Source organism: Desulfoluna sp. CLI2B, assembly GCF_056847375.1.
Genome location: NZ_CP186557.1, coordinates 1,277,376 through 1,291,498, shown reverse-complemented (window position 1 = coordinate 1,291,498; position 14,123 = coordinate 1,277,376). Strand labels below are relative to the sequence as shown.

12 protein-coding genes and 1 pseudogene are annotated in these 14,123 nt (G+C 56.3%); 7 read left to right on the top strand and 6 right to left on the bottom strand.

From position 1 onward, the window contains the following. Window positions 1–1,539 precede the first annotated feature (1,539 nt). From ACOYW2_RS06330 to ACOYW2_RS06310, 5 genes are all read left to right on the top strand, one after another. On the top strand, window positions 1,540–1,827 hold the full coding sequence (locus tag ACOYW2_RS06330) for a hypothetical protein (protein WP_482769805.1): 288 nt from the start codon (window positions 1,540–1,542) through the stop codon (window positions 1,825–1,827). Between the two features lie 536 nt (window positions 1,828–2,363). Then, window positions 2,364–3,491 (top strand): ABC transporter ATP-binding protein, encoded by a 1,128-nt coding sequence (locus ACOYW2_RS06325; protein WP_482416982.1) that lies wholly within the window; start codon window positions 2,364–2,366, stop codon window positions 3,489–3,491. Window positions 3,492–3,500: 9 nt separating this feature from the next. Next, the gene (locus ACOYW2_RS06320) at window positions 3,501–4,157 is read left to right on the top strand and encodes an ABC transporter permease (protein WP_180144146.1); all 657 of its coding nucleotides are present in this window, start codon (window positions 3,501–3,503) and stop codon (window positions 4,155–4,157) included. A 6-nt stretch (window positions 4,158–4,163) separates the two neighbouring features. Further along, window positions 4,164–4,895, top strand: a complete 732-nt coding sequence (locus ACOYW2_RS06315; RefSeq protein WP_482769804.1) for an ABC transporter permease — start codon at window positions 4,164–4,166, stop codon at window positions 4,893–4,895. A 22-nt stretch (window positions 4,896–4,917) separates the two neighbouring features. Then, window positions 4,918–5,829 carry a glycine betaine ABC transporter substrate-binding protein gene (locus ACOYW2_RS06310; RefSeq protein WP_482416984.1) on the top strand — a complete coding sequence of 304 codons (912 nt, stop codon included), beginning with the start codon at window positions 4,918–4,920 and terminating at the stop codon, window positions 5,827–5,829. A 124-nt stretch (window positions 5,830–5,953) separates the two neighbouring features. On the opposite strand, the gene lepB is transcribed toward ACOYW2_RS06310, so the two are convergent. The 3 genes and pseudogenes from lepB to ACOYW2_RS06295 form a co-directional block, all read right to left on the bottom strand. Beyond that, window positions 5,954–6,793 carry a signal peptidase I gene (gene lepB, locus ACOYW2_RS06305; RefSeq protein ID WP_482769803.1) on the bottom strand — a complete coding sequence of 280 codons (840 nt, stop codon included), beginning with the start codon at window positions 6,791–6,793 and terminating at the stop codon, window positions 5,954–5,956. A gap of 53 nt (window positions 6,794–6,846) precedes the next feature. After that, window positions 6,847–7,062 (bottom strand): OST-HTH/LOTUS domain-containing protein, encoded by a 216-nt coding sequence (locus ACOYW2_RS06300; protein WP_482423677.1) that lies wholly within the window; start codon window positions 7,060–7,062, stop codon window positions 6,847–6,849. 78 nt (window positions 7,063–7,140) lie between these two features. Continuing rightward, window positions 7,141–7,536: pseudogene (locus ACOYW2_RS06295) on the bottom strand (NYN domain-containing protein); the annotation flags it as partial. Between the two features lie 281 nt (window positions 7,537–7,817). Between ACOYW2_RS06295 and ACOYW2_RS06290 the strand changes: the two are divergent. After that, window positions 7,818–8,651 (top strand): sulfite exporter TauE/SafE family protein, encoded by an 834-nt coding sequence (locus tag ACOYW2_RS06290; RefSeq protein ID WP_482769802.1) that lies wholly within the window; start codon window positions 7,818–7,820, stop codon window positions 8,649–8,651. Window positions 8,652–8,825: 174 nt separating this feature from the next. On the opposite strand, the gene ACOYW2_RS06285 is transcribed toward ACOYW2_RS06290, so the two are convergent. Then, window positions 8,826–9,698, bottom strand: a complete 873-nt coding sequence (locus ACOYW2_RS06285) for a methylenetetrahydrofolate reductase (RefSeq protein WP_482769801.1) — start codon at window positions 9,696–9,698, stop codon at window positions 8,826–8,828. A gap of 46 nt (window positions 9,699–9,744) precedes the next feature. On the opposite strand from ACOYW2_RS06285, the gene ACOYW2_RS06280 reads away from it, so the two are divergent. Then, the gene (locus ACOYW2_RS06280) at window positions 9,745–9,918 is read left to right on the top strand and encodes a hypothetical protein (protein WP_482769800.1); all 174 of its coding nucleotides are present in this window, start codon (window positions 9,745–9,747) and stop codon (window positions 9,916–9,918) included. 195 nt (window positions 9,919–10,113) lie between these two features. Here the strand turns inward: ACOYW2_RS06280 and ACOYW2_RS06275 are convergent, their stop codons facing one another. Together ACOYW2_RS06275 and ACOYW2_RS06270 are read right to left on the bottom strand one after the other, a co-directional pair. Further along, complete coding sequence (locus ACOYW2_RS06275) at window positions 10,114–11,781, bottom strand: methyl-accepting chemotaxis protein (RefSeq protein ID WP_482769799.1); 1,668 nt, start codon at window positions 11,779–11,781, stop codon at window positions 10,114–10,116. 238 nt (window positions 11,782–12,019) lie between these two features. Continuing rightward, a complete protein-coding gene (locus ACOYW2_RS06270; protein WP_482769798.1) occupies window positions 12,020–14,122 on the bottom strand; it encodes an EAL domain-containing response regulator in 2,103 nt (700 codons plus the stop codon). Window position 14,123: the final 1 nt, after the last annotated feature.

The following is a 14,123-nucleotide window of genomic DNA, read 5'->3' as shown; positions in this document are numbered from 1 at the left end:
CCTCCACCCCTTGTAACATGTAGACAAACGGTGAAGATCCGCAGTGAGCGTAATAGAAATATATGGATGAAGGATATACAGGAGGGCGTAAACGCAGCGATACGGATCTATCTGGGGCATGCGGGCAAGGGACGGGTTAAAGGAACGTGAGCCGAAGGAGAATAAAACGCAGGTCGAGCCGAGCGTGAGAACGAGCACCGTCCCTTGCCATACAAAGGCAAGCAAAACACACATCGTAAAGCCTGCTGGATGTGCGAAGCAGTAAATCGATAAGCAGACTATCTCACACTTCTTTTTTGATGTCCAGACGATTCAATCGCAGACCTGGCATTTTTATTTACACTGGCAATAGAAAGAGTATTTAAAAACTTTTTTTAGCCTTAAAAACAGAGACATAAAAGACAACATTTCTTTTCGTGCCTCTCAAAACACAAACAAGCAATGTTATAAAAACTCCGCACACCCCTGGCGCCACAACCAACCGCTCCCGGGAGTTGCTGTTTCCTCATCACAATGCCATGCCAGCTTCCCCTGCCCCGGTGCACCCCCATGGCCGCAACGGGCGGTCTGTCACCCGGTACCCAAAAGAATGACCGGGACGGTCGGGCCAACCACCCCCACCTTAACAAAAACCAAACAATTAACCACCGGATTTATCAGATAAAAACTATTGACATGGCGAATCGATGAAATTATGGTGGGGTGTAATAACTAGTTATTAGATGCATGAAGTCGACCCGACAGGATGTCGGCAAACACCCTGTCAGGCCTAACCAGTACAACCTTTACCGGAGGTCGTCATGGCTAAACGATTTTTTACCCCACACCCACATCCATTTCAAGTCGATTTATCCTCCACCCGTGGAACCCCGCACCCTCTCAACCTGCTTTACTGTCGTTACAAATGGCCAGAAAACACCGGCGTTTCAGAATAACGGGCGGCACGGCGCCCCAACGGGATACCCATTCACATTCTCCGAAAGCCCACGCACGGGCTACTCTTCTGCTGTCTCTCGACATGGCCTCACCCAAGGGGCGTTTTTCTCGTTTCCCGCATGAGAACGGGGCTGAGTATTTTTTCTAACGGTAGTCATGTTTCTTAGCAAAATTTAGATTTCTTTCAGCAACCACCCAGCTCGCCCTAAGGCAAAAAAAGAGCAAAAAAGCGGCGCATTGCATGTTGCATGGCTGAACCCTCTAAATTTTCCTGAATACCCAGATGCAGCGCCCTGGCCTGATTGTTTTCCCATGCATATCCAGGCCAGACAACATGACACCCTCGGCATCAGCACGACCATCGGCAAAAGTGCATTGCCGCCCCCCCCGTTTCAATGCCAACAGGCAACACACCCGTGGTGCGCACTTTTTTTGGAGCGTTCCGGCGGCTCGGTTCCGCAGGAAAAGCCCGTCTATCACGGGCTGCCATGCGCCGACCCCCATCGGGAGCCCGCTCTCAACGAATACGCACGTTTCCCCGGTGAGAGCCCCGTGCGCAGCCGCACAGCCCATTACGCACAATGCATCAAACAAGGAGCTCCCATGCCCTCATTCACAACCCAGACTTCAACTGTCATGTTCTCACGATCCGAAATCTCAGAACTCTGCGACGCCATCAAGGACATCCATCGCACCCTCCACGCCGTGGGCAGACTGTATTCGGAACTATGCGGCACAGAGGCCCCCGGCGGCAACGGCCTCCAGATAGACTTTAAAAAATGGGGGATTCGCACGATCACCGAAGATCTCCTCAGCCGCCAGTACGATTCCATTGATCGCATGGTTGAAATCTACAGGGAGGAGCAGGAAAAAATGAAGAACACCCGCTGACAGCGTCAGCACAAGCTTCCCAAAAAAGGCACCAATTCAGCCCATGCCTCCGGCGGACCTGCCGGGGGCATGGGTTTTGGTCAGACCTTGACCACAGAAGGCTGTTTTTTTTGGCTTTGATCCAATCGCTTTCCCATGAAATATCCGGGCTAAATAAAACCGCACCCGAAGATGAATGATCCGGCCCTGCAACCCCACGGGCCTTGCCCAAAACGCCATGCTCACCCTACCAAGTGCGAACCATACATTGAACCCAAACCTTTTTACGCCATGTGTTCCCTGTGCAATCATAAAAAAGCTTCGAACTAAATACATATATCGAACACCCGTCAACCAGAAAAATACCCAAAATCATTCCACTTTTTCGACATACACACCCACAGAATGAAATTTATCCTATTGTGTTCAATGGATTTTATATGGTATGAAGGGCTTCCATGATCCATTGAGTTGTAAATAAATTTCGGAAACCATTCCCTCAAAAGAGACGTCGCATAGGCGAATCAGCACGATTTGTTTTACGCCGCAGGAACCAGATGATTGAATACAGAAATGTAAGAAAAGTATACGGAAACGGCCAGGATGCCGTCCCGGCCGTTCGAGACATCAGTCTGCAGATCAAACCGGGAGAAGTCGTTGTCTTTCTTGGCCCCTCCGGGTGTGGCAAGACCACCCTGCTTCGCATGACCAACAAGCTGGAAGAGATCTCCGGCGGGGACATCCTGGTGGACGGCCGCAGCATCCGCGAACTCAACCCCGTTCAGCTCAGGCGCAGCATGGGCTACGTGATCCAGCAGATCGGCCTGTTCCCCAACAAGACCATCTATGAAAACATCGCCATGATCCCCCGGGTTCTCAAGTGGGACAAGGCGAAAATCGACGACCGGGTGGCCCACCTTTTAAAAATAGTCAAGCTCGACCCGGAGACCTACAGCGACAGATACCCCGCCGAACTCTCCGGCGGTCAGCAGCAGCGCGTGGGCGTGGCCCGCGCCCTGGCCGCAGACCCGGACATCCTCTTGATGGACGAACCCTTCGGGGCCATCGACCCCATCAACCGCGATCAGATCCAGGACGAATTCATGCGGCTCCAGGCCCGCCTGAAAAAGACCATCGTCTTTGTCTCCCACGACATCCACGAAGCCATCAAAATGGCAGACCGCATCGCCATCTTCCGGGCCGGCCAGCTGGTACAGTTCGACACCCCGGAGATGATCCTCACCCAGCCTCGGAACAAATTCGTCTCGGATTTTGTGGGGGCGGACCGCGCCCTGAAGGTCCTGGGGCTGATCCGCGCCCGGGAAGCCATGAACTCCTCGCCGAAAAACGTCATCCCGGCAGAGATGAAGAGCCCGGAAGCCCTGGACCGCCTCATGGAGAAAAACCGGAAGGTGGGAATCGTGGTGGAAAACGGCAAGCCCGTGGGCTACGTGACGCCCAAGCTCCTGAAGTTCGAAACCGGACCGGTGACCGACGCAGCCGAACCTTTCCAGATCTTTGTAGAAGACGACGAGCCCCTTCGGGAAGTCCTCTCCTCCATGCTCATGGACACCATGGACTTTTACTGCGTGGTGGACGACAACGGCCACTTCAAAGGGACCATCACCTACCAGAACATCCAGGACAAGATCATGGAATTCTATGAAGACGACAGCAACAAGTAGGGGGCTTTTGTGAGCATCATAGACTTTATCCAACAAAACCTGGACCAGACCCTGACCCTGGGGCTGGAGCACCTCTACCTGGTGTTCCTCTCCCTGTGCATCGCCATGGTCACCGGCATCCCCACGGGCATCGCCATCACCAAAAACGATGCCCTGGCCAAAAAAGTGATCGACGTGGCCAACATCCTGATGACCGTGCCCTCCATCGCCCTGTTCGGCATCATGCTGCCCATCCTCGCCCCATACGGCCTGGGCCTCGGCAAGGTCCCTGCGGTGGTGGCCCTGGTCCTCTACAGCGAACTGCCCATCATCCGGAACACGTACACGGCCATCAAAAACGTGGATTCAAGCCTTGTGGACGCCGGAAAAGGCATGGGCCTGACCCGGTGGCAGCTCCTCAAAGAGGTGGAGATCCCCCTGGCTGTCCCCGTGATCCTGGCCGGCCTGCGCACCGCCGCCGTCATGAACATCGGCATCGCCGCCATCGCCGCCTACATCGGGGCCGGAGGCCTGGGGGTCTTTATCCAGCAGGGCATCTCCCGGTCCTATGAAGAGATGATCATCACAGGAGCCCTGGGCGTCTCCATCCTTGCCATCCTGGTGGATTCCGGCATGGCCCTCATCGAACGCCGGCTTACATCCAAGGGCCTTAAAATCGAGGCATAAGAAGTCATGACTTTGGCAACAAAACTCTATCGTTTCACACTTTTCGGCATCCTCTTTTTCTGCGGGGTCAAGGCCCAGCAGATCGGGCTCATGGAGTACCTCTCCGACCCCTTTGAAATGGAATATGTCATGGAGCTGGTTCGCCAGCACCTGGTGCTTGTGGGCAGCAGCATGCTCATGGCCACCATCATCGGGCTGGGCGCAGGCATCCTGCTCACGCGGGACCGCATGAAAAAGCACACCCCCGCGGTGATGTACGTCCTGAGCCTGGGGCAGACCATTCCGTCCCTGGCCGTCATCGCCATCTCCCTGAGCTTTCTCGGCATCGGCACCAAGCCGGCGATTTTCGCCCTCACCATCTACTCCATCCTGCCCATTGCCAGGAACACCCTGGCCCAGGATGGGGCCGTGCCCTCGGGCATCACCGACGCGGCCCGGGGCATCGGGCTCACCCCCTTCCAGATTCTTATGCAGGTGGAACTCCCCAACGCTGCCACGGTGATCCTCACGGGCTTTCGAATCGCCCTGGTCATCAACGTGGGAAGCGCCCCCCTGGGCTTTCTGGTGGGAGCGGGGGGCCTGGGAGACCTTATCTTCACCGGCATCGACATGATGATGCCCGTCAAACTTTTGGCCGGAGCCATCCCAACCACCCTGCTGGCCCTTGTGGGCGATTACGCCTGCGAGATGCTGGGACTCCTGGTGGTCCCCAAGGGGCTCAGGCTTCAAAACAGTTAAACACCCAACACAGGAGACACCCATGCAGACAGCCAAACGCGCATTTTTAAGGCTTGCCCTTGCCGCCTGCCTCGCCCTGGCCTTCACCACCCAGGCCATGGCCGCAAAGGAGATCGTCCTCGGCGGAAAAAACTACACCGAGCAGTACCTGCTCACAGAGCTTGCCAAGCAGATCCTTGAGAGCAAAGGATTCCAGGTCACCGTCAAAAACGGGGTGGGCTCCTCCATTGCCCGCCAGTCCCTGGAAAACGGCCTCACCGATCTCTACTTCGAGTACACGGGCACCGCCTACACCGTCTACCACAAGGGCACCGACCCCGAGGTGATCAACAACTCCCAGAAGTCCTATGACTACTGCAAGACAAAGGACGCGGAGAAAGGGTTGATCTGGCTTAAGAAAACGTCCTTCAACAACACCTACACCCTCATGATGCGGGCCGACGAGGCTGAAGCGGCCAACATCAAGACCATCTCCGACTTAGGGGCCCGCTACAAAAAAGATTCCAAAGCCTACACCCTGGCCGTGGGCACCGAGTTCTGGGAGCGCCCGGACGGCATCAAAAAAATGATGAAGGTCTACGGATTCAGGATCTCCGGCTCCCGAATCAAGAAAATGGACGTGGGCATCACCTACCTGGCCCTTAAAAACAAGCAGGTGGACGTGGCCATGGGTTACTCCACGGACGGCCGCATCGCCGCCTTCAACCTCGTCAACCTGGACGACGACATGCACTTCTTCCCCGTCTACAACCCGGCCCCGGTGGTTCGCAAGGACGTACTCGCCAAGTACCCCGAAATCGAAACCCTCCTGGCCCCCCTGACGGATAAACTCACCGCCGACCAGATGCAGACCCTGAACGCGAAAGTCGACGTGGATCACCAGAGCGTCACCGAAACCGCCTCAGCCTGGCTCAAAGCCAACAACCTGTTGTAGGCAAAAAGGCTTCGGCCTTCAGACCTGTTAAACGCAAAAAAGCCCGGTGCGGCATAACGCCACCGGGCTTTTTTTGAATCTTTAACGTACCGGACTGAGGTTTGTGATTTGTAATATAACGTCTTTAGCGAATATTCCCAATCCTGTCCCACCGAACGTTCCGTTTGCGGCCGACGGACCAGTATACCCCGACAACCTTGCCGCGAAGAGCTTCTAGTGAAAGCACCCCCCAAAACCGGCTGTCATGGCTATTGTCCCGATTGTCACCCATAACAAAGCAGGATCCTTCTGGGACACGCATGGGACCAAAGTTATCCCTTAAAGTCACCTCACGACTAAACATGCGGCTGTCAATATGAATCGCGTAGGCCTCCCAAACCTCCTGCCCGTTCAAAAACAATTTTTTATTCCTGATCTCAACCTCGTCGCCACCCATGGAAACGATTCGTTCTAGGAAATTTTTCTTGGGATTCTCGGGATATTCACACACAATCACATCCCCCCTTTCCGGCTCAGAAAACCTGTAGGCCATCTGATTCACCAAAATATGATCCCCCGGCAAAAGAGTCGGCACCATCGACGCGGAAGGGATGGTGTACGCCTTGACAGCATACGTTCTGATTGGGAGGGCAAGTATCAGACTCGACACGAGAGTCATTACCTGCAGCGCAACCACCTTTTTGTAGGATGTGCCCAGAATCCTTTTCAGGGCCCATAAACCGGCGCACCAACTCAGGATAGGCATCAGCACTTCCACGGCCACCTGATTAAGCTCAAATCGTTGCAGCCCGTATAGAAGAGCCTGGCAACCCAATCCGATAAGCAGCGCGACAACAGAAGCGACAAGGCCTCTTTTAATCGTCAAGTCCTTTATCTTGAGGAGCCTCCCAAAGCCCACCATAAAAAGAACCGAAAAAACAAAGGAAACCATCAAGAATCCAACGGTTATAAAAAAGATCTCCATATCGTCGCAACACCTTTCAATACCTACCCTTTATTCAAGGGGCTCAGGCCCCTCTATTTTTTCCGATTGTCCCTTACCTCAAAGGACTTCTTCTTGTCCCGCCTCAGGTCAAAAAGCCCGATGGCCTCCATCAGGTCACTCAACCGTGCGCCATGACCAGTACCTGGGTCAAAGGAGGCATGGTTGCTGATATGGGAACCGACCTTGGAAAGGTTTGCCCACCCGTCACCGTTTTCCGAGCCGGAAATGGCATCACGGAGCAGGTTCATCAGCTTGGCATCTCCCCGCAGCTCTTTGGCATCGACCCGGGTTGTTTTCACCGCCACCTCATCATCCACATAGAGAAAGGTGGAACACGCATTGATAAACACGGGTGGTGTTTTCCGCTCCCCGAACCCGATCACCGATTTTCCTTCGGAGATGATCCGCGTGGCAAGGGGCGTAAAGTCGCAATCAGAGGTCACAATGCAGAAGGTGTCCACCTGCTTGGTGTAGAGAATGTCCATGGCATCGATGGCAATGGCGATATCCGTGGCATTTTTTCCCTTGGTGAGGTCGTACTGCTGGAAAGGCTGGATGGTGCTGGACGCGCTTTACCACTGGCAGCCCGTGGTCCAATTGCCGTAGGCCCGCCGGATGTTCACCTTCCCATGCCGCGCAAGTTCCGAAAAAATCTTCTGGATGGACTTGGCCGGTGAATTGTCCGCGTCAATGAGCAGGGCAATGTTCTTGGTATCTGTCACAATGGGCCTCCAATGAGTGGGTTCACAAATCTGCTCAACACCGAAGATCGCCTTATGGATCAGACATCGCCACCTTCGGCATAATAATAACCGAAGGCAGTCTACCACAACAAAGGGGGTGGCGGTGCGTAAAACATCGGAGGACAAGACAGCAAACCCTTCCACAAGTAAAACCCAGAGCATTTACATATATCTTTTACTCATATAAAAAGATATTGATAAACAGAAGAAGCCACAACGCAATACATACAGCCCCCCACCACACCAAAGCAAGGAGACCCATGATGTCGAAAAACTCATTTATCCCCGGGTTTGACTTCCGGTTGGCCACCCTTGGATTTCTTGTGGCCCTGTTCAGCGCGGGGATCGGCATCGGTGGAGGGACGCTTCTGGTCTCCATACTGACGTCATTTTTCGGGTTTGACTTCAAAAAGGCGGCGGGCATCTCCCTGGCGACCATCATCCCCATCAGCTTTGTTGGGGCCGTAAACCACCTGATCCTGCTTCCCGGGCCACCCGCCCTTCGGCTTTACCTTCTCTTTATCCCGGCATGCGTCTGTGGAACGGTGCTGGGTGGACGCATGGTGCAAAAGCATCACACGGGGTGGCTGAAACTTGCCTTTGCCCTCTTCCTGCTCGTGGTCAGCCTGCGGATGCTGAAGATCTGCGATTTTCCCTTCCTGGTCTACACCGGCCTGCATGCCCTTTTGCTGTCACACGAATCCCTTCTCGTCATCCCCGTGGGGATCCTCATCGGCATGATCGCAGTACTGTTGGGGATCGGATGCGGCTTGCTCATTGTGCCCTTTTTCGTGATCGTATTACAGCTCGACATGCACCAGGCCATCCCCCTCTCGTTAACCACCATGTTTTTTCTCTCTACGTCTGCCACCCTCATCCACAACAAACTGAACCTCTACGACAAATCCCCTTTAAAAAGCCTGATGGTTCCGGCCCTGGCCGGTGCGGTGGCAGGTGCCATCATCTCAAGCCACCTGCCGGCGTTTATCCTCAAACAGCTCTTCGGAGTGTTTCTCCTTCTCATCTCCTGCAACTTTATCCTTCAGGAACTGAAAAGCTACTTGCAACGGAGCCGGCCCATCAAAACCGAATGACCATCCGAAGCCAGAAAGACAGTTTTAAGTGGCAAGGCGAGAAGCGTGCCCCATCTTTTTTCACACGAGATGGGTAAGCCTGTAAGTGAACTGCGACACCACCCACCAGCAAGAAAAGGCCGCACAGGAGTGCGGCGCTCCTCATTGGAAAAGCGACTGTGCCTGCCGTCAGCCTTACAGCAACGTTTCATCCCGCAGCCGCTTGACCACCTCCATGGTCGAAAAGGTGCGGTCCATGGTGTAGAGATGGATGCCCGGCACACCGGCTTTAAGGAGGCCCCGGCACTGGTCGGTGGCAAAGTCGATGCCCATGGCAAGGACGGCCTCTTTGTCGTCGGGGTCCACGCTTGTGAGGCGGGCTTCGAGATCGGGGGTGATGGTGGTACCACAGACCTTGGCGAGGATTCGGGCCATCTTGACGCTGTAGACGGGCATGATCCCGGGGATAATGGGAACGTTGATTCCTGCGGTGCGGCACCGCTCCACGTAATGGAGAAAAAAAGAGTTCTCGTAAAAGTTCTGTGCCACCACGTACTCGGCGCCGTTGTCCACCTTGGCCTTGAGATGTTCGATGTCCTTTTCAAGGCTTTCGGCCTCCTGGTGGCCTTCGGGGTACCCGGCGCAGCCCAGGGTAAAGTCGTAGCGCTTTTTGATAAAGGCGATGAGGTCCGAGGCATAAGGAAAACTGTCCGGATGCGGGGTAAACCCCTCCTGTTGGGGCTTGTCGCCCCGGATAACAAAGATGGTTTCGATGCCCATATCCCGGTAGCGATCCAGCACCTCGGTAATCTCCGACGGTGCCATGCCGTACCCGGCGAGGTAGGCCACGGTGGGGATGGATTTGTCCAGCATGGTTCGGACGGTCTGGTACGATCCGTCCCGGTTGGAGCCGCCCGCTCCGAAGGTAACGGACATGTAATCAGGGGCCATGGAGAAGAGATCGTCCACCACGGCGCCGAAGCCTTCTTCGGCTTTTTCGGTTCGGGGCGGAAAGAACTCCATGGACAGGACGGGGGACTGGGTGTCGTAGAGGTGGGTGACGCGCATGGGATAGGCTCCTGGTGCAGGTGGATAATGGAAAAGGACGGCGGCCTTGCCGGAGAATCACCCCTTTGAAACGTTGGACAAACAAGAAAAGGTGCCCGCCGGTCTGCTGTCGGGAAATGTCTTTTTCTGTGATACGAAATTTACTGACGATCTTCAAGGAAGAATAAGAAAAGGTGTCTCGTGGAAGGTGATGGGAATGGGCTTGCAGGTGATGTGGTAATACGTGAGGGAAAGTGGAATCACGTCGGTCGGCCCGGGAAAGCCGCACCGAAGTGCGGCGCTCCATATTTGGCTGCCATGGGCCAAAGACGCTGACGGCCAATGTGCCCGGCCCTTGGGACCCGGCACATTGGCAAAATCGGGTATCAGACGGAAAACTGTGCTGCGGTGTCCCTGAGCTGGGCGGCCATGGTGTTCAGGCCGTCGGCGCTTTGTCGGATCCGATCGCTGCCGTGGGACATCTCCCCGGCCTCGGTGTTGACCGCAGCGATATCCCGGGCGATCTCTTCGGCCACGGCCGAGCTTCGGCTGACGTTCTGCTGCTTTCCCGGATGCCTTCATTGGTCTGATGGACATTGGCGGCGATTTCAGCGGTGGAGGCAGACTGCTGCTCCACGGCGGCGGCGATGGTGGCGACGATCTCGTTCACCCCGTCGATGACCGAGGAGATCTCCTCAATCTCGGTGCTGGAGGCGGAGGCCGTGCCCTGCATCTCTTCGATGCGGGAGCGGATGTCCAGGGTGGCTTCGGCGGTCTGGTGGGCCAGGGCTTTGATTTCGCTTGCCACCACGGCAAACCCTTTGCCCGCTTCACCGGCACGGGCCGCCTCGATGGTGGCGTTGAGGGCCAACAGGTTGGTCTGCTCGGAGATGTCGGTGATGGTCTCGGTCACCTTTCCGATGGCCTCTGCCGCACTCCCCAGCTCCACCATGCGGGTGGCTGCGCGCCTTGATTTCTCAACGGCTTCGCCGGAGATGCCGCGGGCTGACTCCGTGTGATCCGCGATCTCACGGATGGTGGAGGTCATCTCCTCGGTGGCACTGCCCACCTGGTTCGCGTTGGTGGCGGCCTGCTCCATGGCCGCAGCCACGGAGACCATGTTTGCGCTCATCGTCTGGGCCGAGGCGGCTACGGTATTGGATGTTTCAAAGGTTTGCCCCGCCCCTGCGGACATCTGCTCGGAAACATCTGAGAGTTCCGTGGAAGAGGCAAGAAGGGTATCGGTGCTCTGCTTCATCTCCGTGATCATGGCGGAAAAGGCCCCGACCATGGCGTTGAGAACGCCCCCCAGGCGGGAGATCTCATCGCCCCCTTCTGCACGAAAGACCACGGCCAGGTTGCCGGTGGCCAGGATGTTCACCTTCTTTGCCATCTCCTTCAACGGGCTGGCGATGTTGTTGACCACAAACAGGCTGAAGGCCATGGTCAGGAGAAAAAAGGTCGCGGCAATGGCCACCAGGGAGATGACGGCTTTTTGAATGACAGTGCGGCTGAGCATGTCGGAAAACTTGGTCTCATAGGCCTCGATGTTGTCCAGATAGACCCCGGTACCGATCCAGTAGTCCGTGCCTGCAATCATCTCGGAGTATCCCAGCTTGAGGGTATCCCCTTCCCCGGGCTTGTTCCACATGAACTCCACAAACCCGCCGCCCCGCCTGGCGTTGTTGTAGAGCTCGCCCACGGAACGCACACCGTTTTTGTCCACCAGGTGTCCCAGGTCCTTGCCTTCGAGCTGATGCTTGATGGGGTGCACGGCATTGCGGGTTCCCTTGTAGATAAAGTAGTACCCGGACTTGTCCTCTTCAAAGCGTACGGGATAGATCATCCGACGCATGGCATCGACTTTCTCCTCTTCGCCCTCAATGCCTTCAAGGGCCCTGGAGAGGGCCACAGACACGCTGTGCACCGAAGCCTTGAGCTTATCCTGCTGGGCCTTGTACAGAACCTCTTTGGCTCCTTCAATACCCACATCCCGGGTGACGCCGATATAGTGGACTGCGGTTGCAGACAACGAGAGAAAAGAGACAGATACCATGATGAGAACAATAATCATCTGGGTCTTGATCTTGAAACATCGAAGCATGAATGGGGGGTCCTTCCGCTGATTGACGTACCAGAACGCGCACGTTATGGAAGAGCCCGACAGCCCCACACCGACGCGAACACATGGATACAACGTCACATTTGAGTCAAATGATTCACAGCATACCGGACCTGACTGTCTGACGGCATGCTCTCCTTGCCAAGCCTGATTGTTGAAAAATGAACGATCCTTATCTCATGAACCACTCAATTTTTCAACGTTTTGATCCCATGGTTTCTCAGGTGGAAACCGCGCGTGGCAACCCGGCAGGATGTGTGCCCCTTGGCGTTACACTGTCCAGGGGCGCGGGCCTGGCGATAAAATATCCCTGGGCGTGGGTGCATCCTGCCCGAGTCACGGCGTCAAGCTGTGCAGGCTCTTCAATGCCCTCGGCCACCACCGAGACCCCCAGCTTCTGGGAAATGGAAGCAATGGCCGAGATAATGGACAGCCCGTCCTGGTCAATACGAGAGATAAAGGATCGATCGATCTTCAGGGTGTCGATTTGGTAGCGGTGCAGGTAGGCAAGGGACGAATAGCCCGTTCCGAAGTCATCGATGGCGATGCGGACACCTGCCTCCCGGAGCCGGTTGAGGTTGGCCTCGGCCATGGGGCGGCTTTCCATGAAGTCGGTTTCCGTAATTTCCACCACAAGATGTGAGGGCGACACCCCGTAACGGGCAAACACCCCCGTAATAAACGGGCAGAGTTCCGGGTCGCCGAGCTGGCTTGCCGTCAGGTTGATGTTGAGGATGCGCTCAGGGAACTCCCGGTTCCAGGCGGAAAGGGTCCGGGCCGCGGCCTCCACCCCCCAGCACCTCAGGGCGGTGGAGAGACCGGTCTCTTCCAGCACGGAAAGAAACGCTCCTGGAGCCAGCACCCCTTTTGTGGGATGGTTCCAGCGGATCAGGGCCTCAAAACGATCCGTGGGGCCCTGCGGCAGGGTCAGGATGGGCTGAAAGTAGAACTCGAACTCATCCCGATCAAAGGCATCCCTTAACTCCTGCTCCATCTCCAGGCGATGCACCGCCTTTTCATGAAGGCTGCTGTCAAAAAAGGTAAAGCGCCCACGGCCCGAGCCCTTGGCTTCATACATGGCAAGGTCGGCATTCCGGATCACCGTGTCCGGATCCGTGTACCCGGAGAGATCGAACACCACGCCGATGCTCGCACCGATATGGAGCACCTGGCCGTCGATCTCAAAGGGTGAGGCTGCCGCATCCAGAAGGCGACGGGCAATGCCCTCCACCTCGGAGGCGTCCCGGGTCTCCCGAAGCAGCACGGCAAACTCGTCACCGCCGATGCGCGCCACGGTATCCCTGTCCCGCAGGCACTGGGTGAAGCGCCGTGAGACAACCTGAAGCAGGGCGTCCCCCACGGGGTGGCCCAGGGAGTCGTTCACCGACTTGAACCGATCCAGGTCCAGGAGCATCACGGAGCAACTCTCCCCATCACCATGGGGAGTCAGGAGCTCTTTGAGGCCTTCCACAAAGGCGAGCCGGTTGTCGATGCCTGTGAGGGCATCGTGGTAGGCCTGGTGGGTCAACCGCTTTTCCGCAAGCTTGCGGTCGGTAATATCCTCATAGATCAGAAAAATCCCCCCGGACTGGTTCTCCACATCCACCCGGCAGCCTACGATGGAGACGGAAAGGGGTGTGCCGTCCACCCGCATCCTTACCCCCTCGCCGCTGAACCGGCCCCGGGTCGTGATGGTTTCCAGAAGCGTTTGGTAGGCTTCGGCTTCCGTCACCGGCACCGTGTTCATGGGCTCAACCTGCCCTTCAAGGTCGTGGGCTCCGTACCCGAAGAGGTCGCAGAAGGCCTGATTGGCCCGGACAATGCCATGGTTCTCATCCAGCAAAAGAATGCCCTGGGGGGAATGGTCGAACAGGCCGGTTAAAAAACGCCCGTGGCGAAGGGAGTTTGCCCGGCTGCTTTCAAGACTCGCGGCCAGGGCATCGCGGCCCCTTTTCACCTCCACCTGGGTGCGCACCCTGGACTGAACGATCAACGGGGTCACCGGCTTGTGCAGGTAATCGGCGCAGCCAAGGCGAAACCCTTTGGTCTCATCCGAAGGATCGCTGCAGGCCGTCACCATGATAACGGGAATGTGGCGGGTCGCCTCATCGGCCTTGAGCCGCAAGAGCACTTCGTAGCCGTCCATGCCGGGCATCATCACATCCAGGAGGATCAGGTCGGGCCCATGCCCTGCGCGGGCAATGCCGAGCCCCTCTTCCCCGGAGGTGGCCGCCTGGAGGGTGTACTCCTCCATGAGAATCGTCCCGAGGACGTCGATGTTGGACGGAATGTCGTCGATGATAAGAAGGGTCGGTTTCTCCATG

Coding starts and splice junctions, on each gene's coding strand:
- ACOYW2_RS06270 (WP_482769798.1), bottom strand. CDS start 14,122: ATGGAGAAACCGACCCTTCTTATCATCGACGACATTCCGTCCAACATC.
- ACOYW2_RS06330 (WP_482769805.1), top strand. CDS start 1,540: ATGCCCTCATTCACAACCCAGACTTCAACTGTCATGTTCTCACGATCC.
- ACOYW2_RS06290 (WP_482769802.1), top strand. CDS start 7,818: ATGATGTCGAAAAACTCATTTATCCCCGGGTTTGACTTCCGGTTGGCC.
- ACOYW2_RS06325 (WP_482416982.1), top strand. CDS start 2,364: ATGATTGAATACAGAAATGTAAGAAAAGTATACGGAAACGGCCAGGAT.
- ACOYW2_RS06285 (WP_482769801.1), bottom strand. CDS start 9,698: ATGCGCGTCACCCACCTCTACGACACCCAGTCCCCCGTCCTGTCCATG.
- ACOYW2_RS06300 (WP_482423677.1), bottom strand. CDS start 7,062: ATGAACCTGCTCCGTGATGCCATTTCCGGCTCGGAAAACGGTGACGGG.
- ACOYW2_RS06315 (WP_482769804.1), top strand. CDS start 4,164: ATGACTTTGGCAACAAAACTCTATCGTTTCACACTTTTCGGCATCCTC.
- ACOYW2_RS06275 (WP_482769799.1), bottom strand. CDS start 11,781: ATGCTTCGATGTTTCAAGATCAAGACCCAGATGATTATTGTTCTCATC.
- ACOYW2_RS06310 (WP_482416984.1), top strand. CDS start 4,918: ATGCAGACAGCCAAACGCGCATTTTTAAGGCTTGCCCTTGCCGCCTGC.
- lepB (WP_482769803.1), bottom strand. CDS start 6,793: ATGGAGATCTTTTTTATAACCGTTGGATTCTTGATGGTTTCCTTTGTT.